The 21,799-nt window shown below is 68.2% G+C and carries 24 protein-coding genes and 1 pseudogene; 10 read left to right on the forward strand and 15 right to left on the reverse strand.

What is annotated here, in order from left to right:
- Window positions 1–54 precede the first annotated feature (54 nt).
- The gene (locus ABKF58_RS07680) at window positions 55–936 is read left to right on the forward strand and encodes a pirin family protein (protein WP_482584030.1); all 882 of its coding nucleotides are present in this window, start codon (window positions 55–57) and stop codon (window positions 934–936) included.
- A 9-nt stretch (window positions 937–945) separates the two neighbouring features.
- Here ABKF58_RS07680 and ABKF58_RS07685 read toward each other — a convergent pair whose 3' ends face one another.
- Window positions 946–1,254: a hypothetical protein gene (locus ABKF58_RS07685; RefSeq protein WP_482584031.1), complete on the reverse strand. Its 309-nt coding sequence runs from the start codon at window positions 1,252–1,254 to the stop codon at window positions 946–948.
- 393 nt (window positions 1,255–1,647) lie between these two features.
- Here ABKF58_RS07685 and ABKF58_RS07690 point away from each other — a divergent pair, with 393 nt between their 5' ends.
- Complete coding sequence (locus tag ABKF58_RS07690) at window positions 1,648–1,875, forward strand: hypothetical protein (RefSeq protein WP_482584032.1); 228 nt, start codon at window positions 1,648–1,650, stop codon at window positions 1,873–1,875.
- A gap of 76 nt (window positions 1,876–1,951) precedes the next feature.
- Here ABKF58_RS07690 and ABKF58_RS07695 read toward each other — a convergent pair whose 3' ends face one another.
- From ABKF58_RS07695 to ABKF58_RS07705, 3 genes and pseudogenes are all read right to left on the reverse strand, one after another.
- Complete coding sequence (locus ABKF58_RS07695) at window positions 1,952–2,620, reverse strand: glycosyltransferase (RefSeq protein WP_482584033.1); 669 nt, start codon at window positions 2,618–2,620, stop codon at window positions 1,952–1,954.
- Window positions 2,621–2,711: 91 nt separating this feature from the next.
- Window positions 2,712–2,996 (reverse strand): annotated as a pseudogene (locus tag ABKF58_RS07700) (glycosyltransferase); the annotation flags it as partial.
- Entirely contained in the window at window positions 2,984–3,772 is a 789-nt protein-coding gene (locus tag ABKF58_RS07705; RefSeq protein ID WP_482584034.1) for a UDP-2,3-diacylglucosamine diphosphatase, read from the reverse strand. The gene ABKF58_RS07705 and the pseudogene ABKF58_RS07700, both read right to left, overlap by 13 nt.
- A gap of 257 nt (window positions 3,773–4,029) precedes the next feature.
- Here ABKF58_RS07705 and ABKF58_RS07710 point away from each other — a divergent pair, with 257 nt between their 5' ends.
- From ABKF58_RS07710 to ABKF58_RS07730, 5 genes are all read left to right on the forward strand, one after another.
- Window positions 4,030–4,299, forward strand: a complete 270-nt coding sequence (locus ABKF58_RS07710) for a PepSY domain-containing protein (protein ID WP_482584035.1) — start codon at window positions 4,030–4,032, stop codon at window positions 4,297–4,299.
- 62 nt (window positions 4,300–4,361) lie between these two features.
- Entirely contained in the window at window positions 4,362–4,916 is a 555-nt protein-coding gene (locus ABKF58_RS07715; protein ID WP_482584036.1) for a cytochrome b/b6 domain-containing protein, read from the forward strand.
- A gap of 36 nt (window positions 4,917–4,952) precedes the next feature.
- Window positions 4,953–5,615 carry a response regulator gene (locus ABKF58_RS07720; RefSeq protein ID WP_482584037.1) on the forward strand — a complete coding sequence of 221 codons (663 nt, stop codon included), beginning with the start codon at window positions 4,953–4,955 and terminating at the stop codon, window positions 5,613–5,615.
- Window positions 5,612–6,931, forward strand: coding sequence for an ATP-binding protein (locus tag ABKF58_RS07725; RefSeq protein ID WP_482584038.1), 1,320 nt, complete (start codon window positions 5,612–5,614; stop codon window positions 6,929–6,931). The genes ABKF58_RS07720 and ABKF58_RS07725 overlap by 4 nt, the downstream gene beginning before the upstream one ends.
- A gap of 249 nt (window positions 6,932–7,180) precedes the next feature.
- Window positions 7,181–7,561, forward strand: a complete 381-nt coding sequence (locus tag ABKF58_RS07730; protein WP_008952357.1) for a rhodanese-like domain-containing protein — start codon at window positions 7,181–7,183, stop codon at window positions 7,559–7,561.
- A gap of 75 nt (window positions 7,562–7,636) precedes the next feature.
- On the opposite strand, the gene nosZ is transcribed toward ABKF58_RS07730, so the two are convergent.
- Window positions 7,637–9,553 (reverse strand): TAT-dependent nitrous-oxide reductase, encoded by a 1,917-nt coding sequence (nosZ, locus tag ABKF58_RS07735; protein ID WP_482584039.1) that lies wholly within the window; start codon window positions 9,551–9,553, stop codon window positions 7,637–7,639.
- Between the two features lie 216 nt (window positions 9,554–9,769).
- On the opposite strand from nosZ, the gene ABKF58_RS07740 reads away from it, so the two are divergent.
- The gene (locus ABKF58_RS07740) at window positions 9,770–10,177 is read left to right on the forward strand and encodes a c-type cytochrome (protein WP_482584040.1); all 408 of its coding nucleotides are present in this window, start codon (window positions 9,770–9,772) and stop codon (window positions 10,175–10,177) included.
- A gap of 134 nt (window positions 10,178–10,311) precedes the next feature.
- On the opposite strand, the gene ABKF58_RS07745 is transcribed toward ABKF58_RS07740, so the two are convergent.
- Genes ABKF58_RS07745 through ABKF58_RS07775 form a run of 7 tightly spaced genes read right to left on the reverse strand, consistent with a single transcriptional unit; the run spans window position 10,312 to window position 16,681 of the window.
- Window positions 10,312–10,689 (reverse strand): toxin-antitoxin system TumE family protein, encoded by a 378-nt coding sequence (locus ABKF58_RS07745; RefSeq protein ID WP_482584041.1) that lies wholly within the window; start codon window positions 10,687–10,689, stop codon window positions 10,312–10,314.
- Window positions 10,686–10,955 (reverse strand): hypothetical protein, encoded by a 270-nt coding sequence (locus ABKF58_RS07750; protein WP_482584042.1) that lies wholly within the window; start codon window positions 10,953–10,955, stop codon window positions 10,686–10,688. Before ABKF58_RS07750 ends, ABKF58_RS07745 begins: the two co-directional genes overlap by 4 nt.
- Before the next feature lie 7 nt (window positions 10,956–10,962).
- Window positions 10,963–11,472 carry a nitrous oxide reductase accessory protein NosL gene (locus tag ABKF58_RS07755; RefSeq protein ID WP_482584043.1) on the reverse strand — a complete coding sequence of 170 codons (510 nt, stop codon included), beginning with the start codon at window positions 11,470–11,472 and terminating at the stop codon, window positions 10,963–10,965.
- Window positions 11,469–12,284: an ABC transporter permease subunit gene (locus ABKF58_RS07760; RefSeq protein ID WP_200810867.1), complete on the reverse strand. Its 816-nt coding sequence runs from the start codon at window positions 12,282–12,284 to the stop codon at window positions 11,469–11,471. Before ABKF58_RS07760 ends, ABKF58_RS07755 begins: the two co-directional genes overlap by 4 nt.
- A complete protein-coding gene (locus ABKF58_RS07765; RefSeq protein ID WP_482584044.1) occupies window positions 12,281–13,189 on the reverse strand; it encodes an ABC transporter ATP-binding protein in 909 nt (302 codons plus the stop codon). Before ABKF58_RS07765 ends, ABKF58_RS07760 begins: the two co-directional genes overlap by 4 nt.
- 19 nt (window positions 13,190–13,208) lie before the next feature.
- A complete protein-coding gene (locus ABKF58_RS07770) occupies window positions 13,209–14,492 on the reverse strand; it encodes a nitrous oxide reductase family maturation protein NosD (protein WP_482584045.1) in 1,284 nt (427 codons plus the stop codon).
- Window positions 14,489–16,681 carry a 4Fe-4S binding protein gene (locus ABKF58_RS07775; RefSeq protein WP_482584046.1) on the reverse strand — a complete coding sequence of 731 codons (2,193 nt, stop codon included), beginning with the start codon at window positions 16,679–16,681 and terminating at the stop codon, window positions 14,489–14,491. Before ABKF58_RS07775 ends, ABKF58_RS07770 begins: the two co-directional genes overlap by 4 nt.
- A 196-nt stretch (window positions 16,682–16,877) precedes the next feature.
- Between ABKF58_RS07775 and ABKF58_RS07780 the strand changes: the two genes are divergently transcribed.
- Both ABKF58_RS07780 and ABKF58_RS07785 read left to right on the forward strand, forming a co-directional pair.
- Window positions 16,878–18,140, forward strand: coding sequence for an ATP-binding protein (locus tag ABKF58_RS07780; protein WP_008952367.1), 1,263 nt, complete (start codon window positions 16,878–16,880; stop codon window positions 18,138–18,140).
- Complete coding sequence (locus tag ABKF58_RS07785; RefSeq protein WP_008952368.1) at window positions 18,137–18,664, forward strand: response regulator transcription factor; 528 nt, start codon at window positions 18,137–18,139, stop codon at window positions 18,662–18,664. The genes ABKF58_RS07780 and ABKF58_RS07785 overlap by 4 nt, the downstream gene beginning before the upstream one ends.
- A 308-nt stretch (window positions 18,665–18,972) precedes the next feature.
- On the opposite strand, the gene ABKF58_RS07790 is transcribed toward ABKF58_RS07785, so the two are convergent.
- The 3 genes from ABKF58_RS07790 to ada form a co-directional block, all read right to left on the reverse strand.
- Window positions 18,973–19,605, reverse strand: a complete 633-nt coding sequence (locus tag ABKF58_RS07790) for a LysE family translocator (RefSeq protein WP_482584047.1) — start codon at window positions 19,603–19,605, stop codon at window positions 18,973–18,975.
- A gap of 253 nt (window positions 19,606–19,858) precedes the next feature.
- The gene (alkB, locus tag ABKF58_RS07795) at window positions 19,859–20,506 is read right to left on the reverse strand and encodes a DNA oxidative demethylase AlkB (protein ID WP_482584048.1); all 648 of its coding nucleotides are present in this window, start codon (window positions 20,504–20,506) and stop codon (window positions 19,859–19,861) included.
- Entirely contained in the window at window positions 20,503–21,615 is a 1,113-nt protein-coding gene (gene ada / locus ABKF58_RS07800) for a bifunctional DNA-binding transcriptional regulator/O6-methylguanine-DNA methyltransferase Ada (protein ID WP_482584049.1), read from the reverse strand. The genes alkB and ada overlap by 4 nt, the downstream gene beginning before the upstream one ends.
- Window positions 21,616–21,799 lie beyond the last annotated feature (184 nt).

Below are 21,799 nucleotides of genomic sequence, written 5' to 3' on the forward strand. Positions count from 1 at the left end.
CTCGTCCGCCTGCTGGAACGGGCTCTTGATCCGTCATACGGAAGGGAAAATGCCATGAGTGCCATTCGTTACCTGATCGACCCCGCCGTCGCCGATATCGGCTTTCCGGTACAGCGCCTGCTGCCGGCTCCCGTGACGCAGGCGGTCGGGCCGTTCGTGTTTCTCGACCACATGGGCCCGGCGCATTTTGCCGCGGCCACCACCGCCGGCGACGTGCGGCCGCACCCGCATATTGGGCTCGCCACGGTGACCTACCTGTTTTCCGGGGCGATGATGCATCGCGACAGCCTGGGCAGCGTGCAGCGCATCGAGCCGGGCGCGGTCAACCTGATGGCGGCCGGGCGCGGCATCGTCCATTCCGAGCGGGCGCCGGAGGATATCCGGGCCGGCGGCGTGGCGGTCGAGGGCATGCAGATGTGGCTGGCGCTGCCCAAGGCGCTGGAAGACATGGCGCCGGAGTTCCGCCACTACCCGGAACTGCAACTGCCGCAGCAGGAGGCCGACGGTGTCTGGCTGCACCTGCTGATGGGCGAGGCGTTCGGTTTGCGTTCGCCGGTGCACTGCTATTCCGGCACGCTGTTCGCGGCGGCACGGCTAGCCGCCGGGGCGGCGTGGTCGCTCGACGCCGTGGCCGAGGAGCGCGCGGTGTACGTGGTGTCCGGCGGGCTGACGCTGGACGGAACCCGCGTCGAGGCCGGGCAGTTGGCGGTGCTGGAGCCCGGGGTGACGGTGCGGCTGCAGGCGGGCGAGGAGGTGCGGCTGATGCTGTTGGGCGGCGAGCCGCTCGACGGCCCGCGCTACCTGCACTGGAATTTCGTCTCCAGCCGCCGCGAGGCCATCATCGCCGCGCGCGACGACTGGGAGCAGGGCCGCTTCCCGGCGGTGCCGGGCGAGACCGAGTTCATTCCGCTGCCGCCGTCGGCGCGCTGGCGCTGAGCGCCGGGGTCAGGGGGCGGGTTTGAACTGCCCCATCGCCTTCATCTGCTGGCATGGGTCGTGCCGCATCCGGCCCTGGCTGCGCATGTGGCGGCTTTTGGCACGCTCTTGCATCTGGTCGCGGTGCTGCTTGAGGTAGGCCTGACAGGCCTCCAGCGAGGTGAAGGAGTGCATGGTCTTGATGTGCTCGCTGCGCTCCTCGGGCGTCATCATCTTCCAGCCCGGGGTGTTGTCGGGGCCGGCCTGCCAGGGTTGTGCCCCGACCGAGGCCGCCAGCAGCAGGGCGCAAAGGCCGCTCAACCAGTATTTTTGTCGCATGGTGTTCTCCGCACGGTTTGTCTCTCTCCACCTTAGCGCGCGCTGGAGGGAGGGCAAGGCAAAAGGGGACGGAGCTTGCGCTGGGTCAAACCGGCGGAATAGGGCCGGGGCGAGGGCGGGAGAAAACGGAAGAGGGCGCCCCTGTGGGTGCGCCCTCTGCTACGACATAAAGATCAGTGGATACACAATGAACAGTCAACGATGATGTTACTGCTACTTCACACCTTAACTGCCTCACACCCAAGCCCTCATGCACTGAGGGGGGAGTGTGAGCGAGGTCTACCTGCCAAAACGGTATAAAGGGATAAAGAACGGTCAACAACACCATGCTTCCAAACGGAACATCTGGCTACATTGGAAGCGGTTTCGACAAACCCTTTCGGGCATCCCGAAATGCGGCTGCTTTACCGGCAACCTCATTCCACAACTACTGGATTAAGTCGTCTGTTCTTTCTCTCGATTAAACGCCTGGGCATAACCGGTTGTTTCGGGGTTCCTGCATCGGGAAGCGATGCTGGTAGCACCCTTGGGCAGAATGAAGCCGGTCCGATTTTAGTGCCGACCGGCACTGCCCGCTTTTTGCAGGGCGCGATGAAACAAGGCAAAGCAACCGATTTTTAGCCGATGACGCATCCGCTGCCCTCCTTGTGATGTCCTGTACTCACTATAGTCCTCGTTACGGCTGGGGCAAGTTCTTTTAACGGCTTTCGCTAAGCGCCTGCTGCAGCTGCACCAGACCTTCGGGGTTGGGGTGCAGGTGGCGTTCGAACTGGCGTGCCGCCGCCGTCCACGAGTAGCCTTCCGCCACCCGGCGCACGTGGGCGCGGTCGATCTGCAGCGCCTGCAGGCAGGCCTGGCGCAGGTCGTGGTCGAGCACGCCGGCGCCGCTGTCGCCGACCACGTCGAGCGGCCCGGCCACCGGGTAGGCCGCCACCGGGGTGCCGCACGCCATCGCTTCCAGCAGCACCAGGCCGAAGGTGTCGGTGAGGCTGGGGAACACGAACACGTCGCCGGCGCGGTAGAAGCGTGCCAGCTCGTGCTGCGGAAACACCCCGGCGAAGTACACCTCGGGGTAGTCCTTTTTCAGCCGTGGCAGCAGCGGGCCGTCGCCCACCACCCATTTCGATCCCGGCAGGTCGAGCTTGAGGAAGGCCTCGATGTTCTTTTCCACCGCCACCCGGCCGATGTAGACGAAGCGCGGCGGGGCCGATTCGTCGAGCCGGTCGCGCTCGCCCGGGGTGAACAGCGCGGTGTCGACGCCGCGGCTCCACAGCACCACGTTGGTGAAGCCGCGCGCGGTGAGGTCGGCGGCGATCGACGGGGTCGGCACCATCACGGCGCGCGCGGCGTTGTGGAAGCGGCGCATCCAGGCGTAGCTGATGCCCAGCGGCAGCCGGCTGCGCGCCTGGATGTATTCGGGGAAGCGGGTGTGGTAGGCGGTGGTGAAGGCCAGTGCCGTGGCGCAGGCAGTAGCGCCGTGCCGCCAGCCCGAGCGGGCCTTCGGTGGCGATGTGGATGGCGTGCGGGGCGAACCCGGCGATGCGCGCGGCGACGCCGCGGTAGGGGCGCAGCGACAGGCGGATGTCGGGGTAGGTCGGGCACGGCAGGGTGCGGAACTCGAGCGGCGTGATCATTTCCACGTCGTGGCCGAAGCCTTCGAGTTCGCGTACGGTCTCGGTCAGCGTGCGGACCACGCCGTTGACCTGGGGCTGCCAGGCGTCGGTGACGATCAGGATGCGCATGTGGCCTCCGGGGCGGGTTCAAGGTTGGCCGAAGCCGCGGCTTCGGTGCTGTGGGTGGCCTGGGCGGGCTTGCCGAGCAGCTGGGTCCAGTACACCACTTCGAGCCGGCCGTCGGCGTGCTCCACCAGCGCCGACAGGCTCTCCACCCAGTCGCCGCTGTTGCCGTACAGCACGCCGTCGATGTCCTTCACCTCGGCCTTGTGGATGTGGCCGCACACCACGCCGTCGAAGCCGCGCCGGCGCGCCTCGCCGGCCAGCAGCTGTTCGAAGTCGCTGATGAAGTTCACCGCGTTCTTCACCTTGTGCTTGAGGTATTGCGACAGCGACCAGTAGGGCAGGCCGAGCTGGCTGCGCACCCAGTTGTAGCCGCGGTTGAGCTGCAAAATCAGCGTGTACAGGTTGTCGCCGAGATAGGCCAGCCACTTGGCGTACTGGATCACGCCGTCGAACTCGTCGCCGTGGATCACCAGCAGGCGCTTGCCGTCGGCGGTGTGGTGCTCGGCCTCCTGGCGGATGGCGATGCCGCCGAAGTCGAGCCCGCCGTACTGGCGCGCGGCCTCGTCGTGGTTACCCGGCACGTACACCACGCGGGTGCCCTTGCGCGCCTTGCGCAGGATCTTCTGCACCACGTCGTTGTGGCTCTGCTTCCAGTACCAGGATTTGCGCAGCTGCCAGCCGTCGACGATGTCGCCGACCAGGTAGAGGTAGTCGGCGTCGTGGTGGCGCAGGAAGTCGAGCAGGTGTTCGGCGCGGCAGCCGGAGGTGCCGAGGTGCACGTCCGAAATCCAGATGGCGCGGTAGCGGCGGGGGCGGTTTGCTGGAGTGTGGGCGACATGTGGCGGTATCCCGGTCCGGAAGACAACCCGATGGTGCCGCGCCAACATGACGTCGTGGTGAGCGTCCGGTGACGGCTGTGTGACAGCCGCGCCACAGTGGCGGGATAATGGCCGCGATTAATGTGCGGTTAAGTTGCGGTGGCTTAAATGGCTGCCATCACGTCGTTACCCCCCACCGTCAACTCGAGGAAACTGTCATGAAAAAATGGGTTCTGACCGCCCTGATCGCCGCCGTCGCCGCGCCTGCCGCCTTTGCCGCCGCCAAGTGCGAGCAGCACCCCAAGGAGCAGTGGATCAAGGAAGCCGATTTCAAGCAGAAGCTGGTGAAAGAAGGCTACCAGATCAAGAAATTCAAGGTGGACGGCAACTGCTACGAGCTCTACGGCAAGAACAAGGACGGCAAGAAAGTGGAAATCTACTACGATACCGTCTCCGGCAAGCCGGTGAAGAGCGAAATCCAGGATTGAGTCCGCAAGACGGATCACACCCCGGCCGCGCCTGCGGCCTTTTTGTTTGTGGGGAGCCGAGCATGAACCACACCGTACAGTACGAAACCATCAGGGTATGGGATCGTTTCGTGCGCTTTTTCCACTGGGCCCTGGCCGGGGGCATCCTGGCCAATCTGTTGCTGCTGGAGGAGGGCGATCCGCCGCACCGCTGGGTCGGCTACGCCGCCGCCGCGCTGGTGCTGGCACGCATCGGGTGGGGCTTCATCGGCAGCCGCCACGCGCGCTTCGCCGACTTCTTCCCGACCCCGTCCAGGTTGGCCGAACACTGGCGCCTGCTGCGCCAGGGGCGGGACGACCACCACCCCGGCCACAACCCGCTGGGCGCGCTGATGATGCTGGCGCTGATGGCGCTGGTGCTGGCGCTCGGCGTGACCGGCTACCTGATGGGTACCGACGCCTACTGGGGCGAGGAGTGGCTGGAGAACCTGCACGAGGCGCTGGCCAACACCCTGACCGCGTGCGTCGGCCTGCACGTGCTGGCGGCGCTGCTGATGAGCCGGCTCTCGCGCGTCAACCTGGTGCGCGCCATGGTGACCGGGATCAAGGTGCGCCCGGTGCGCGACAGTGCACGCTGAAGCGTCTGATGGACCACCCTTGCGACGGAGCACGCCATGCGCATTCTGCTGATTGAAGACGACGACATGATCGCCGACGGCCTCAAGGCCGGGCTCGGCCAGCTGGGCTTCGTGGTGGACTGGTTCCGCGACGGCAAGTCCGGCCTGGCGGCGCTCTCCGGCGCGCCCTTCGACGCCGTGATCCTCGACCTCGGCCTGCCCGGCCTCGACGGCATGGAGGTGCTGGCCGCCCGGCGCCGCGCCGGGCGCAGCGAGCCGGTGCTGATCCTGACCGCGCGCGACGCGCTGCCGGAACGGCTCAAGGGGCTCGACGCCGGGGCCGACGACTACCTGGTCAAGCCGTTCGCGCTGGCCGAGGTGGCGGCGCGGCTGCGCGCGCTGATCCGCCGCCGCCACGGCCAGAGCGGGCCGCTCTACCTGCACGGCGCGCTCAGCTTCGACCCGGTGGCGCGCCGCGCCACCCTGTCCGGCGAGCCGCTGGAGCTGACCGCGCGCGAGCTGGCGCTGCTCGAGCTGCTGCTGGTCAGCAAGGGGCGCGTGCTGCCGCGCAGCCTGATCGAGGAGAAGCTGTACGGCTGGGGCCAGGAACTCGACAGCAACGCGGTCGAGGTGCATGTGCACCATCTGCGCAAGAAGCTCGGCAGCGGCTTCATCAAGACCGTGCGCGGCATCGGCTACACCCTGGGGGACGAGGAGTGAAGACACCGCCGAGCCTGCGCGGCCGGCTGATGCGCATGATCATGCTGGTGGTGCCGCTGGTGTGGCTGGTGGCCACCGGCATCTCCGGCTACGCCGCCTGGCACGAGGTCAACGAGCAGTACGACGGCCAGCAGCGCCTGTTCGCCCAGCAGCTGCTCTATTCCTCGCGCGCCTTTACCCGACCCGCTCCGCCCTACGAGCACGGCGAGGAGGGCGAGGTCGACCACATGGCGCTGGCGGTGTGGAACGCCGGCGGCGAACTCCTGATGAGCGACGGCGAAGGCTTGGCCTTGAGTCCCCATCCCGGGTATTCCGGCTTCCTGACGCTGGATACTGAAGAAGGCAAGCACTGGCGCGTGTTCTATCTCAGCGACGCCCACTACAGCGTGGCGGTGGCCCAGGAGTTCAAGGAGCGCTGGGAGGTGGTGCGCGGCCTGCTCGTGGCGCAATGGCTGCCCTGGCTGTTGATGGTGCCGGTGTTGCTGATCCTGTTGTGGCGCAGCGTGGCGCGGGGGCTGGCGCCGCTGGAACGGGTGCGCGAGGAACTGCAGCACCGCACCCCGGACGACCCGACCCCGCTGTCGCGCGCGGTGCCCTCGGAACTGACGCCGCTGATTGACGGCATGAACGGGCTGATCGCGCGCGGCGCCGAGATGCTGTCGCGCGAGCGCCGTTTCACCGCCGATGCCGCGCACGAATTGCGCACCCCGCTGGCGGCGTTGCGGGTCCAGGCCGAGGTGGCGCAGTTGAGCACCACCACCAAGGCACGGCAGCACGCCCTGGGGCAGCTCACACTCGGCATCGACCGCGCCACGCGGCTGACCGAGCAACTGCTGGCGCTGTCGCGGCTCGACCCGCTGCAGACCCCGGCCCACCTCGCCCCGCTGCGCTGGCAGGCGATCGCCGCGCGGGCGCTGGAGGAGGCCCGGCACGTCGCCGCGGAGCGCGGCATTGGCGTCGAGCTGCAGCAGAGCGTCCCCGACGCCGAGGTGCTGCCGCTTTCCGGCGACGAAACCCTGGTCGGGTTGCTGCTGCGCAACCTGCTCGACAACGCCATCCGCTACTCGCCGGACGGCGCCACGGTGACGCTGGTGCTGGCCGCCGACCACGTCGCGGTGCGCGACACCGGGCCGGGCATTTCCGCCGAATGGCTGGAGCGGGTGCGCGAGCGCTTCTTCCGCCCGCCGGGGCAGAGCCAGCCCGGCAGCGGCCTCGGGCTCTCCATCGTCGAGCGCGTGGCGGAACTGCACGGCCTCGCGTTGGAGCTGGAAAACCACCCCGAGGGTGGGCTGATCGCGCACCTGGTGCGCGCCTGAGGCTTCGGCCAACCTGGTGCCGGTGGCTGCGGCAATCGGTCGCATTCCCGGCCTCGCCAGCGCGTACTAAGCTGTCGGTACTCGGGGTTCGCCACCCCGCTCCAAGTGTTTGGCCCGCGCCCCGGCGTGGGCCGTTTTCTTTGTCCTTGCGTGCTCCGGCCTGTCCCGGGCGGCGAGCGGCGCCGCCGCTGGCTATCATTCAGGTTGTGATCGAGAACCTCCTCCCTCACAAGCCGAGAGGACGAAGCGATGAGAAGCGCACACGATCTGGTGCGGGAGGCGCGTAGCCGCATCGTCGAGCTGCCGCTGGCCGAGGCGGCGACGTGGCGGCCGGACGGCGTGCTGGTGGTGGACGTGCGCGAGCCGGCGGAGTACGCCGCCGGCCATGTGCCCGGCGCGCTCAACCTGCCGCGCGGCGTGCTGGAATTCAGGCTGGAGGCGGTGCCGGAGTGGGCCAAGCGCCAGCGTCCGGTGCTGCTGTATTGCCAGACCAGCAATTGCGCCGCGCTGGCGGCGCTGTCGCTGCTGCAGATGGGCTATAGCACGGTGCGTTCCATCGCCGGCGGTTTCGACGATTGGGTGGCGGCGGGACTGCCGGTGGAAAAACCGGCGCAGCCGGCGCCGCACTGAGCGGGCGGCGCGGCAAAAAAGCGGGAAGGCCGCAGGCCTTCCCGAAACGCTTCGTTGCAAGGGGTGAGTGCCGGATCAGCGCTCGACGATCAGGCGCGAGCGCATCTCCAGGTGCAGCGCGTGGCAGAAGTGGGTGCAGTAGCACCAGTAAATGCCCGGCTTGTCTGCCTTGAAGGTGACCGACTTGGTCTCCTGCGGGTTGACGATGAAGTTGACGTTGTACTTCGGTATGGCGAAGCCGTGGGTGAGGTCTTCCACCTTGTCGAGGTTGGTCAGGATCACTGTCACCTCGTCGCCCTTCTTGACCTTGAATTCCCTCAGACTGTACGCCGGCGCCTGCGAGGCGAGGTGGATCGTCACCTTGTTGCCGTGGCGCTCGACGCGGCTTTCCTTCGGATCTTTCAGGGCCAGCGGGAAGTCGTCCAGGTTGTAGACCTGGCGCGTCTTGATCTTGTCGCGCTTGACGATGATGAAGTCGTGCGGCTCCGAGTACACCGGGTGGTCGGCGACGTGGATCATCTTGTCGCCGCTGATGTCGACCAGCTGCTCGTTTTCCGGATGCAGCGGGCCCACCGGCAGGAAGCGGTCCTTGGAGAACTTGCAGCCCACCGCCAGCCACTGGCCGTCGGCTTCGCGCGTTTCCGACATCGAGGCGTTGGTGTGGCCGGGCTGGAACTGCACGTCGAGGCGGTCCACCACGTACTTGGCGTTCTTGTCGCCGCCGTAGAACTTGATCGCTTCGGCGACGTTCCACTTCACCATCTGCGAGTCGAGGAACAGCGTGGTGTAGGCGTTGCCGCGGCCGTCGAAGGCGGTGTGCAAGGGGCCCAGACCCAGTTCCACTTCGGCGGCGATGGTCTTCTTGATGTCGTCGAGCTTGCCGTCGAACCAGGCCAGCACCTTCTCCAGTTCGATCACGGTGGCGGTCGGCGACAGCTTGCCGGCGCAGATGAAGTACTTGGCGTCCGGGCTGGCGTTGACGCCGTGCGGGTTCTTCGGCACCGGCACGTAGGCGGTGAGCGCGGTCTTGGGGTCGGCGTTGGCGGCCTTGGTGCCGTCCACCACCGGGACTTTGGAATCACCGACGGTCTTGAACTTGCCGTCCTTCACCGCCTGCTCGATGCGGGCGATGTTGAAGAACACGCAGGCGTCGCGTTCGGCCGACATCATGTCTTCGTAGTGGATGCCGTTCTCGGTGTTGTACTGGTTCGAGGCGGCGAGCTTGCCGTCGTACGAGGTGGCGACCAGGTCCATGTTGCCGTCGATCTTGCACTGCCAGCGCACTTCCATGGTCTCGGCGTCGACGCAGGTGAACAGCGTGCCGTATTTCTCCGGCGATTCGAGATCACGCCCGTCGTTGGGGTGCGGGATGTGGAATTCGCTGCCGCAGAACACGCGCGTGGTGTGGTCGACGTTCTGGTCCACCGGGTCGCGCTTGTCCGGGAAGATGCCGTGGAAGCCCTGCACGTTGGGCAGTTCGGTGATCTTGTCGCACTCGAAGGTGTCGAGGCGGATGCGCGCCAGGCGCGAGTTGATCTTGTCGTTGACCCAGGCGTAGCGGCCGTCGTAGGTGCCCTTGGCGTAGGAGGCGTGCACGTGGTGGGTGTCGCCCACCATGTACTTGGGCGTGCCGTCCGGCTTGGTGCCGAGGATGGCCTTGGATTCGTTGGTGATGCCCCAGCCGACCATGCAGTCCATGTTGAACACCGGGATGCGCTTGATTTCGCGGCCGGACGGCAGGCCCAGCACGCGCATCTCGCCGGAGTGGCCGCCGGACCACAGGCCGTAGTAGTCGTCGAGCTGGCCGGGCAGCTTGTGCGGGTTGTGCCCGGCGCCGTGGGCCGGTGCCGTCGCCGCGGCGCCTGCGCTGCTGTCGGCGGCCGCCTGGGCGCCGCCGTCCTTGCACGCGCTTAGCCCGGTACTCAGGCCGATGCCCGCCAGCCCCAACATGGTCGAGGTGCCGAGGAATTTACGGCGGCTGAGGTCGGACACGGATTCTTCCTTCGCCATAATTTTTACTCCAAGTGTACTGAAATAACGTGTTTTATGATTTTGAAATTCGCCGCTATTGCAATCCTTTTGACCCTGCGCTGGAATTGACGCGCATCAAGCCTTTAAAAGAAACCGTCTTGCCGCGGTTTTAATGCGGCAGGCAGCGGGTAAAATAGTGCTGTCGATTTTTTCGGTTTCCGAATTAAGGGGATAAGCATGAAAAAGAAGGTACTGGTTCTGGCCCTGTTGAGCCTGGTGACGCTGGCGGCCTGCGGCAAGAAAGAGGCGGCAGCCGAGAGTACCGCCCAGGCGGCGGCGACTCCGGCGGCGGCACCTGCCGCGACCACCACGGCGGCGGCCGATCCGGCGCTGAAGGCGGGCGAGGATGTGTTCAAGAAGACCTGCGTGATGTGCCATCAGACCGGTGCCGCCGGCGCGCCGATGCTCGGCAACAAGGGCGACTGGCAGGCACGCGTGGCGCAGGGCAAGGACACCCTGTACAAGCATGCGCTGGAAGGCTTCACCGGCGAGAAGGGCGCGATGCCGGCACGCGGCGGCAACAGCGCGCTGTCGGATGCCGACGTCAAGGCAGCGGTGGACTTCATGGTGTCCAAGGTGTCGTGAGCCGCTCCGGACGCGGATCTCGGCGCGTCCAGACGGTAGCGAACGGCGGCTCTGGCCGCCGTTTTTTATGTCGCCGGCGCCGCGCAGGGGCGGGCCGGCGTGAGGGGGCGTGCCGTGTGGCGTGCGTCGTCGCTTCAGGCGTCGGCCGCGCCGTAGCCCAGCAGCGGGTCGTGCTGCAGTGCGGCCAGCAGCGGCCGCACGTTGTCCACCAGCGGCCGGCCCGGCACGGTCAGCGGGTCGGCGCGGACGGTGCCGGCGGCATCGTGCAGATGGTGCGGAAAGGTGGCGAGTTCGGGGTGCAGCGGCGCGGTGTCGAGGCGCAGCACATGGTCGCCGGCTTGCCAGAGAAAACAATACTCCCGATCCGACGCCGCTTTGATTTCCAGCAACGTTCCATTTAATAACTCGAGATTAATGGCATCCTGGTAGAGGATAATATCGCGCGCCAGTATTTCGCCGTAGTCGTCGATAATGGCGTCGCGCAGCATTTCGTAATCAACGGCGCTTTTCATGCTTTCTCCAGGCTGAGTGTCATTTCATCGCGCACTGCCAAAAATTGCTGCTGCAATTGCCGGGCAGACAGGTAATCGTCATAAGCCGGGTGTTCCGCCAGGCGCGCGCCGTGGATGGCGTCGAGCAAGGCCTCCTCGCTGTCGACGGCGTAGCGCGCCAGGATTTCGCGGCGGCTTTCGCGCAGCTGGTACATCAGTTTGGAGAGGCCGTCGATCTTGTCGGCGAGCGGGGCGTCGACGTCGCGGAAGAAGTTCTGGTAGGACATGGCAATCTCACATATGGCTGTCGTGAAGGGCGCCGCCGTCGAGCCCGACCATGTCGGCCTTGATCTCGGCGAACGCCAGGACCTTGCCGCCGAAGCGTTTGGCGAAGGCGTCGGCTTGGGCACGTTGGCCGAAGGGTACCAGCGTCGCCCCCATCGAGCCCTGCTGCGACGAGCCTTGCACGTAGAACGCCTGGTGCGCGTCGATCCAGTCCGCTTTGGATGCTTGGCCGTGGGTGGCGCCCATGTCCTGCACGTAGAGCGCGGTGATGCGCTTGGCCTGCTCCGGCTTGAGGTAGAGCGAGAACATTTCCACGGTGTCGCAGAAGAATTCCGGCTCGCCCTGGGCGTAGTGGATCTGCGCCTTGGAGCCGGGGTAGTCGGCGAGCAGCATGCCGTCGAGCGCGCAGGCGGTGTCGGGCTTGATGGCGAGCGGGTCGGTCTTGGCGGCGCGTTCGTCCTGGCAGGCGGCGAGGCCGGCCAGCAGCGCCGCGAGTGTGAGCGCGGTGCGTAGTTTCATCGGAATCTCCACAGGGCGACGGCGAGCGGGGCCACGATCCAGCCCGTCAGCAGGCCGCCCAGCAACAGCGGTTGGGTCATGAGGTCGGGCAGCACGCTGCCCAGTCCGTAAAAGGCGCGCAGCTCGTCGCTGCCGAACATGTTGAGCGCGCGGAACAGGTCGGCCGGGTTGAGCAGCATCAGCCAGGGCAGCAGGGAGCCGGCGGGGCCGTCGCCCTGGATCACCAGGAGCCCCAGCAGCAACAGGTCGAATACCAGCACGAAGAAGAACCACAGCGCGATGGCGGCGCCGGAGGCGCGGGTGCGGTCGCCGCAGAGCACCGAGACCAGCAGCGCCAGCGACAGGAAGGCGAGCCCCAAGAGCAGCGCCGAGAGCATGAAGCCGGCGTAGTGGTAGAGCGCGGCGAAGGGCAGGCGCGTGGCGAGCAGCACGCCGGCGACGCCGAAGCCCGCCAGCGTGGCCATGCTCAGCGCGGCGGCGAGGCCGCTGTACTTGCCCAGCAGCAGTTCGGCGCGGCTGATCGGCAGCGACAGCAACAGTTCCAGCGAGCCGCGTTCGCGCTCGCCGACGATGGCGTCGAAGCCGAGCAGCAGGGCGATCAGCGGGATCAGGTAGATCACCAGGCTGACCAGGCTGGCGATGGTGACTTCGATGCCGCGCAGGCCCACTTCGCCCTGCTGGGCGGCGCCGAAGTAGGCGATCACCAGCGCGAACAGGGTGAACACCGCGCTCACCGCCAGCACCCAGCGGTTGCGCAGGCGGTCGCGGAATTCCTTGGCGGCGACGGTACGGATGGCGACGAGGTCGATCATGGCGTCACTCCCGCGTAGCCCAGGATCACGTCTTCCAGCGACGGCTCGGCGAGGCGCACGTCGCGCACCGCCGCGCCCAGCGCCGCCACTTCCGCCAGCAGTGCCATCTTGGCCAGGGGCGGGCAGGCGAGCTGCAGCTGGCCGGCGTCCGCCGCCTGCCGCAACGGGGCGTGGCGGTCGAGCCGGGCCAGTTCGTCCGCGGTGAGCGGCCGGCTGGTGCTGAGCGTGACGCCGAGCGGCAGCGCCGCCGCCTCGCGCAAGCTTTGCACGGTGCCGAGCGCGGCGAGCTTGCCGGCCTTGAGGATGGCGACGCGGTCCACGCGCTGCTGGATCTCGGCCAGGATGTGCGAGGTCAGGATCATGCTCACCCCCTGCGCGCGCAGCTCGGCGAGCAACTGGTAGAAGGCGTGGATCGCCTCGGGGTCGAGGCCGTTGGTCGGCTCGTCGAGGAACAGCAGCTGCGGGTCGCCCAAGAGCGCCTGCGCCAGGCCCAGGCGCTGGCGCATGCCCTTGGAGTAGGTGCCGACGCGGCGCTGGGCGGCGTGCGCCAGGCCGACCTTGTCCAGCAGCGGCACGACCTGCTGTAGTTTGGCGCCCTTGAGGCGGGCGAAGTAGGCCAGCGTCTCCGCGCCGCTCAGGTTGTCGTACAGCGCCAGCTGTTCCGGCAGGTAGCCGATGCGGCGGCGCACGGCGCGGAACGTCGCGCCGCGGGTAGGCGCGCCCAGCACGCGCACGCTGCCGGCGCTGGGTTCGAGCAGCCCCAGCATCATCTTGAACAGCGTGCTCTTGCCGGCGCCGTTGTGGCCGGTGAGGCCGAACAGCTCGCCGCGTTCGACGCGGAAGCTGACGCCGTCGACGGCGGCGAGCGTGCCGAAGCGGCGTTCGACCTGGTGGAGTTCTATCACGGGTGGGTTCATGGCGGATTCACTGCGAAGTAAAGCGGTAGCGCGGCGCGCTCCACGCCGTCCAGCCGGGGTGGTTCGGGCGCATCGCCGGATGCGGGTCGAGCACGCTGGGGGCGCGCAGCAGCGGGAACTGGCGCGCGATCAGGCGCAGGCTCTGCACCGCCGGGCTGTTGAGCAGCAGCTTGGCGGCGGGATAGCGCCACAGCAGGCGGTCGACCAGGTCGTTGGCCTGGTAGGGCACGTCGCCGCGGCCGTCGCCGTCGCGGTCCCAGCCCAGGTAGTCGCTCCAGTGGTTGCCGCGCGGCGGGCCCCATTCCTCGTCGCGCGAGCCGACGTAGCGCACCTGCTCGCGGTTGGCGATGAAGTCGTTGTCGGTCACCACGTTGCGCACCGAGCCGGCCGACAGGTGCACGCCGACCTGGTTGCCGATCACCAGGTTGCCGCGCAGCGTGTTGTACTCGGCGTCGTAGACGAACAGGCCGCGCGCGTTGCCGGCCACCACGTTGTCGGCCACCACGGAGTCCTGCAGCGTGCGCAGCATGATGCCGTGGTCGGAATTGCCCCACACGTGGTTGTTCACCACCACCTGGTTGCGCGCCTCCATCAGCGCCAGTCCGCCGCGGTTGTGGTAGACCTCGTTGCCTTCCCAGCGGTTGTAGTAGGAGTTCATGTAGTGCGTGCCGTAGCGCGCGTCGTGGATGGTGTTGCCGCGAAACAGCGCGTGGTGCGAGACGTCGACGTAGATGCCGTCGCGCACGAAGCTGATGCGGTTGCCGACGATGGCGGCGCCCTCGGTGTTGTAGAGCTGGATGCCGTTGCCGCGGTTGACCGAGGCGTAGTCGCGCTTGCCGGTGATGAGGTTGTTCTCGACGCGCGCGTCGCGCACCTTCTCGATCCACAGTCCGAACAGGCAGTAGCTGAGGTCGTTGCCGCGCACGGTGACGCGGTCGGCGCCCGGCTCGAGGTAGACGCAGGCGTTCTGCGCCCCCAGGTCGTCGCCGCTGTCGCGCACGATGAAGCCTTCCACGCGCACGTTCGGCGCGGCGATGCGGATGGTGTCGTGACGGTTGCCGCCGGACAGCGTCGGCCGCCCGACGCCGCGCAGCGTCAGCGGCTTGGCGAGGCGCAGGTTTTCGCGGTAGAAACCGCGCGCCACCTCGACCGTGTCGCCGGGGGCGGCGCGATCGAGCGCGGCCTGGATCGACGCCCCCGGCGCCACCGTCAGCACTGCGGCCGATACCGGGCCCGCCAGCAGCGCCAACAGCAGCGCGCTTCGGCCAACCTTGTACCGGCCCGGGTTCACGCCGTTTCCTTCTTGGGCTGCGGCCGAGCCGGCTTGGGCTCGGCCGGCAGCGGGGTGATCGGGATGAAGTAGCCGTCCTTGCCGATCGGCGTCAGCGCCTGGCCGGCCTTGGTGCGGCGCTTGCGCTCCTGCGCCAGCGGCGGGCAGGCGTGGTCGTCGTAGTACATCACCATGCAGTCGAGGCAGAGCAGGCATTCCTTCTGGTCGATGCGGCCCTTGTCGTCGATGGCGAGCGCACCGCAGCCCACCGCACAGGCGGCGCACGGGCCGCACTCGGCCTTGCGCTTGAGGCCGAACAGGCGGAAGCGCGACGGGATGGCGAGGCTGGCGCCGAGCGGGCACAGGTACTTGCAGAACGGACGCTCGACGAACAGCGACACGCCGACGATCAGGGTCCAGAACAACACGAACGGCCAGCTGCGGTGCAGCACCCCGACCAGGAAGGTGGTCTTGAACGGCTCGACTTCGGCCAACTGTTCGGCCAGCGTCATCGAGTACAGCGACACCCCCAGCAGACCCAGGAACACGCCGTACTTGAGCCACTTGAGGCGCGCGTGCAGGCGCGCGTTGGGCTTACGCTGGAAGCGCTTGAGCGGGGTGGCGGCGACGATCTTGTACAGCCCCTCGGTGAGCGAGCCGAACGGGCACAGCCAGCCGCAGAACAGCCCGCGCCCCCACAGCAGCACGGTGATCAGGATGAACCACCAGAAGATGAAGATCAGCGGGTCGGACAGGAACAGCTCCCAGCGCCATTCGCCGACGAGCGCGTGCACCCAGGTCAGCACCTGCGTCACCGACGGCTGCGCCATGGCGCCGAAGCCGACGAAGCCGACGCTGATCGCCCAGGCGGTGTATTTCGGGATGCTGACCCAGCGCTTGTCCTTGCGCGAGGAGCGGCGCACCAGCTTGTCGCGCAGGGCGTAGGTCAGGCTCACCGTCAGCAGGAAGGCGACGAAGCCGGCGATCTGCCAGCGCTTCTCCTTCCACACCTTGAGCCAGGTCGGATCGGGGCGCTCGACGTGCGGGCGGCCGCCCTGCAGGTAGCGCGCCGGCAGCCAGTACTCGCGTTCGAAGGCGGCGAAGGTCTTCTGCGCGGTCTGCTGGTCGATCTTGTTGCCGAGGAACACCAGTTGCCACGGGTAGGCGGCGGAGAAGTTCGGGGCGTGGCGTACGATGAAGATGCCCGACTCGTGGAAGGCCGGCGCGCCGCGCGCGGCGATGTCGTACAGGTTGAGGTAGTCGAGGTCGCGGAAGGTGTAGCTGTCGAGGTCCTGCTGCACCTGGATGCGGTCGTAGATGCCGCCGCGTACATAACCCGAGCCCTTGAACGACTCGCTGCCGTCGTTGACGATGAACAGCGCGTGTTCGCCCGGCTGCAGGCGCGCCATCAGGCTCTGCCAGGCCGAGTCGCCGAGCACGGCACGGCCGACCGTCGGCTGGTTGAGGTAGCCGAACCACAGGTCGAGATAGGGACGGGCGTCATCGGGCAGGCCGACTTGCTTGCGGCTGACGGTGAGGTGCTGCACCGCGCCTTCTTCGGCCAACTCGGCCCAGTCGGGCTTGTCGGCCGGGTCGAGGAAGCGCGCCGCCGGCTTCGGCTTCGACTTGACGATGCCGACCTGGCGCGCCACGTTCATCGCCGACTTCATCATCACCTGGTTCTGCGAGATCACCGTCACCGTGGCGCCGGTGATGCCGTCCAGGCCGGCGTTGCCGGCGTCGCTGCCCTTGCCGATCTCCAGCTTGTCGGTGACGTGGTGGCCGAGGTACTGGCGCGTGAAGCGGGTGAGCTCGCCCTCGGGGATGCCCAACAGCAGGATCGGCTCGCTGTGTTTGAGGATTTTCGAGCCGGTGTAGCGCCCGGCGTTGTCCATGCCGATCAGCGTCACCACCGGCTTGCCGGAGTAGGCCGGGATGTCGACGATATCGGTGGACAGGAACACGAAGCCGACGCGCTCGCGCCGGCCGTTGACGGTATGGTAGCCCTCGACGAAGGGCGGCTTGCCCTGGCGCTCGGAGAAGCTGTCGGCGCCGGGCAGCACGTCGCGGCACGGCGCGTAGTCGCACAGCCGCGGGGAATCGGACAGTTCGGGGGGCAGCTTGGCTTCGTAGGAGCCGGATCCGGCCTCGGCGGCCGTCGCCAGCAGCAGGCCGCAACACAGGGCGGCGAGGCGGAGCAGGGCTTTCATGATTGTGGACTTTCGCGGATGTTGCCATCCGGTCGTGCCGAGGCGACGCTCGGCCAGCCGGGTGGGCAGGATGACGGCATGATAGAAGCTGGGGCTTGGGAGCGACTTGATCTGAGATAACCGAAGCCGGAGCGGGGCGGGCGCCGCGGCAATCGGCCGCAGCCGGAGGGCGGTGCCAGGTGGTAAAGTGGCGCGCATGAACGCCCCGCGCCTGCCCCGTACCCTGCTTACCCCCGACCTGCCGCGTGCCGTGCGGCGCCTCTCGCTGGTGCGGCGCGTGATGCTGCTGAGTGCGTTCCTGGCCGTGCTGGGCGCGGCGCTGGCCGGCGTGGCACTGCCCTGGCTGCCGCTCGGGCTGGGGCTGGGCGGGCTGTTCGCGGCCAACCTGGCGCTGGATCACTGGCTGGGGCGCGGCGGCAGTACCGCGCTGATCCTCCAGCTCGGGCTCGGCGCCGACGTGCTGGTGCTCGCGGCGCTGTTGGCGCTCACCGGCGGCGCCGCCAACCCGCTTGCCTCGCTGTTCCTGCCGCCGGTGCTGTTCGCCGCGCTGATCGCTCCCGGCGCGTTCGCCTGGCTGCTGGCCGCGCTGGCGATGCTGCTCTACGGCCTGTTGATCTTCTGGCACCTGCCGCTGCCCGACTTCGGCGAGCCGGCCATCGTCTTCAACCTGCACATCATCGGCATGTGGCTCACCTTCGCGGTGTCGGCCTGCCTCATCACCGCCTACGTCTCCTACCTGTCGCGGCTGTTGGCCGAGCGCGAGGCCGAGCTCGACGCCGCGCGCGAGACCCAGTTGCGCGACGAGCAGCTGGTGGCGGTCGGCATGCAGGCGGCCGGCGCCGCGCACTCGCTGTCCACCCCGCTCAACACCCTGACGCTGCTGGTGGACGAACTGGCCGCGAGCCACGGCGGCAACGCCGAGCTGGCCGACGACCTGACGCTGATGCGCCGCCAATTGGCGGTGTGCCGCGACGCGCTGGCGCGCCTCAAGCTCGGCGCCGAACCCGCCCCCGCCGCGCAGCCCCTGTTCGCCACCCTGGCCGAGCGCCTCGACGGCTGGCGCAGCCTGCGTCCCGACGTGCGGCTCGACTGGCAGCCGCCGCCCGGCGACGATCCGCTCGTGCTGCTGGAGCCGGTGTTCTGGCCGGCCTTCTTCAACCTGATCAACAACGCCGCCGAGGCCGGCGGCGGCGAGGTGACGGTGAGCGCGCGGCTGCAGGGCGAGGCGCTGCAGCTCGACATCGTCAACCGCCAGGGCTGCCTCAGCGCCGCGCAACTGCGCCGTGCCGGGCTGACGCCTCTCGACTCCGACAAGCCGGCCGGGCTCGGCATCGGCATGCTGCTGTCGCACGCCACGCTGGCGCGCCTGTCGGGCTCGCTGGAACTGACCAACCGCGCCCAGGGCGGGGTGCACGCGCGGGTGACGCTGCCGCTGCAGCGGGCGAAGGAGGGGATATGAACGAAGCCATCTTGCTGATCGACGACGACGAGGCCTTCAGCGCGGTGCTGGCGCGCTCGCTGACGCGGCGCGGCCACGTCGTGGCGGTGGCGCACTCGGCCGAGGCGGCGCTGGCCGTGGCGGACGCCCCGCCCACGCGCATCGTGCTTGACCTCAACCTGGGCGGCGACAGCGGCCTGCGCCTGTTGCCGCTGTTGCGCCAGCGCTGGCCGGCCGCCGCCGTGGTGGTGCTGACCGGCTACGCCAGCATCGCCACCGCGGTCGAGGCCACCAAGCTCGGCGCGGTGCAGTACCTCGCCAAGCCGGCCACGGTGGACGACATCCTCGCCGCCTTCGAGCAGGTGTCGGCCAACCCCGAACTGCCGCTCGCGCCGCAGCCGATGTCGCTCAAGCGCGTCACCTGGGAGCACCTGCAGCGCGTGCTGGCCGAGCACGACGGTAACGTCTCGGCCACCGCGCGCGCCCTCAACATGCACCGCCGCACGCTGCAGCGCATGCTGGCCAAGAAGCCGGTGAAGAACTAGCCGGCGCAACCGATCCAGCGCCGAGTTCCCGCCCGGGGCCGGCGCATCCCCCTCCTTTACGAGCCGGCACGGCGCGCACCGTGCCCTGGCTCCAGCTTGCCGGCATATGTTTAGACTGATTAAACATTGGACGAACTAGAGCTTTTACGCTAGATTATTCCGCGCACCTAAGAGCTCAGGCTTTTGTGTGTTAGCCCCTCGAAACATCGCCGCCGGATAAGCTCTGGCGAGGTGTTTCTTCCTCGTGTTGGCCCCTGCGGAGCGATCCCCGGGGGATTTTTTTTGCGACTGAGGCCATGCCTGTTGACTCATGCACGCGGCACTGAGGAAATGAGCTTGCTGCCCAGTGCAACCATGACGCCGCCGGTGGCTCGGTCGAGCCAAGCCTTGTAGCGCAAGTAGATGCTGCGCGGCCGTGCCGAGGAGAGGGCCAGGGCGACCAGGGTGTACCAGCCGGCCTCGATGATAAAGACGAGGCCCGCCACGCCGAGATCGAATGCCCGTGATGAGGCGGCGGGAAGGAAGGCGGCAAAGACGCTGGCGTACACTATGGCTGTCTTGGGGTTGCTCACCTGTGTGGTGAGTCCCAGAACAAAGGAGCGCACGGTGGTGGTGCGGGCGGTCGAGTCGATGGTGCCGCTGATGAGGGGCTTCCGGGCGCCAAGCCAGATACGGAGCCCGAGGTAGGCAAGGTACAGCCCCCCGGCCACCTTGAGAATCTCATACAGTGACGGAACCGCAAGCAGCAGGCCGTGCAGCCCAAGCAAAGCGGCCGAGGCAAAGGCGAGTCCGCCGATGCCCATTCCGAGGGCGGCGCCGATGCCGTCAGCTCGTGACGAAGAAACGGCGGTGCGAGCGACCATGACGAAGCTCGGGCCTGGACTGGCCGCTCCGATGGCAAGGGTCGTGGCGATGCCGAGCAGGGCGGTGGTTTCTTGCATGGCGCTACTCCTTGAGGGAAATGGAAGCGATGGGCGATGGCAGGCGGGCTCCAACGGCGGGTTGGCCGCCGGAAAAGACCTGATCAAGGGTGTTGCCACCTCAACGTAGGCGGCAGTATCCCTGGCGGAAAGCTTGCCATAACGGCATTTATGACAAAAGCGTTTTTGTGATGGCCCGCGAATACACGCTGGGCGTACCTTGTCCCCTGTCGGTCGGTTTCCTCCCCCAACGTTGGCCGAACAACTCTTCCCGCTACCTTACCTTCCGAAACGTCAGGTTGATGCGTTGCTCCCCCAGCAAGGGATGGACGCCTTCCTTGAGCGGCAGCACGCCGTGGTAGCGCAGCCGCGCCGGGCCGCCCCACACCACCACGTCGCCGTGCGCCAGCGGGATGCGCTGCGTCTTTTCCTCGCGCCGTAGGCCGCCGAACAGGAACAGCGCCGGCAGGCCGAGCGAGACCGAGACGATGGGGGCGATCTGGTCGCGCTCGTCCTTGTCCTGGTGTAAAGACAAGCGCGAACCGGGGACGTAGCGGTTGATCAGGCAGGCATCCGGCTCGTAGCCGGGGAAGCCGGCCTCGGCGGCGGCGTCGCGGGCGAGCAGGCGGAAGCTGTCCGGCATGGCCGGCCAGGGCTGGCTGGTGGTGGGGTCGAGCCGGTCGTAGCGGTAGCCGCTGCGGTCGCTGACCCAGCCGTAGCGGCCGCAGCCGCTCATCGTCACCGACATGCGATAGCCGCCCGGCGTGATCATCTGGCGGAACGGCGCCATGGCGGTGACGTCGCCCAGCGCGGCGAGCAGGGCATCGACATGGGGCAGGGCGAAGCCGCGCAACACCACGGCGCCCGGCGCCAGTTCCTCGCGCCAGCGCGGGGGCTCGTCGCCGAACAGGTCGAAGGTCATGGCTCGGAGCGCTCCTCCCCGCCGCTACTCCGTTGCTGTGCTTCGCGCTCCAGCAGCGCGCGCTTGCGCTCCACGCCCCAGCGGTAGCCGGACAGGCTGCCGTCGGTGCGCACCACGCGGTGGCAGGGGATGGCGACCGCCAGCGCGTTGGCGGCGCAGGCGCCGGCGACGGCGCGCACCGCCTTGGGCGCGCCGATGCGCTGCGCGATCTCGGTGTAGCTGGCGGTGCTGCCGGGGGGAATCTCGCGCAGCGCCTGCCAGACGCGGCGCTGGAACGCGGTGCCGCGCAGGTCGAGCGGCAGATCGAGGCCGAGCGCCGGGGCTTCGACGAAGCCCACCACCCGGGCCACCAGCTGTTCAAAGCCGGCGTCGCCGCCGATCAGCTCGGCGCGAGGGAAGCGGTCCTGCAAGTCGCGCGCCAGGGCGTCGGGGTCGTCGCCCAGCAGGATGGCGCACACGCCGCGTTCGCTCTGCGCCACCAGGATGGCGCCGAGCGAGCACTGGGCGATGGCGAAGCGGATGCGGGCGTTGGCGCCGCCGGCGCGGTAGGCGCTCGGCGTCATGCCGAGCACCGCGTCGGCGGTTTCGTAGAAGCGGCTGTTGGCGTGGTAGCCGGCGTCGTAGATGGCGTCGGTCACCGTGCCGCTGGTGGCCAGCTGCTCGCGCACGCGCCGTTCGCGCTGTGCCGCGGCGTACTGCTTGGGCGTGAGGCCGGTGATCTGCTTGAACACGCGATGGAAGTGGTAGGCGCTGAGGCCGACGCGCTGCGCGAGTTGCGCCAGGTTCGGCGCGTCGTCCGCGGCGTCGAGCAGGCGGCAGGCCGCGGTGACCTTGGCCGCGTGCTGTTCGGCGCGGCTCGGCTGGTCGGGCTGGCAGCGCCGGCAGGGACGGAAGCCGGCGCGTTCGGCGTCCTCGCGGCGGGCGTAAAAGCACACGTTCTCCGGCCGCGCCCGGCGCGCCGCGCACGACGGTCGGCAGTACACGCCGGTGGTCCGGACCGCGTAGTAGAAGGTGCCGTCGGCCTGCGGGTCGCGCGCCAGCACCGCGGCCCAGCGCGGGTCGCGCTCGGTGGCGGCGGCGAGTTCGGCGTTTTTGGTTGCGGCGTTCACGACGCGCTCCTTTCGACAAGGCAGGGGATGACCGTGATGCTAGCGGCGCGGGCACCGCGCCGCACTCCGGCCCTTGCTTTTGAATTCGACCGCTGAGCCACGGCCAGGGTTGCGTGCGCCATCACAGCAAGAAATGCCGCGCCTGGCAACGGGCGGGGCGGCAAAGGTTGGCCGAAGCCGGCCG

It is taken from the genome of Pseudogulbenkiania sp. AW2-16, assembly GCF_056824575.1.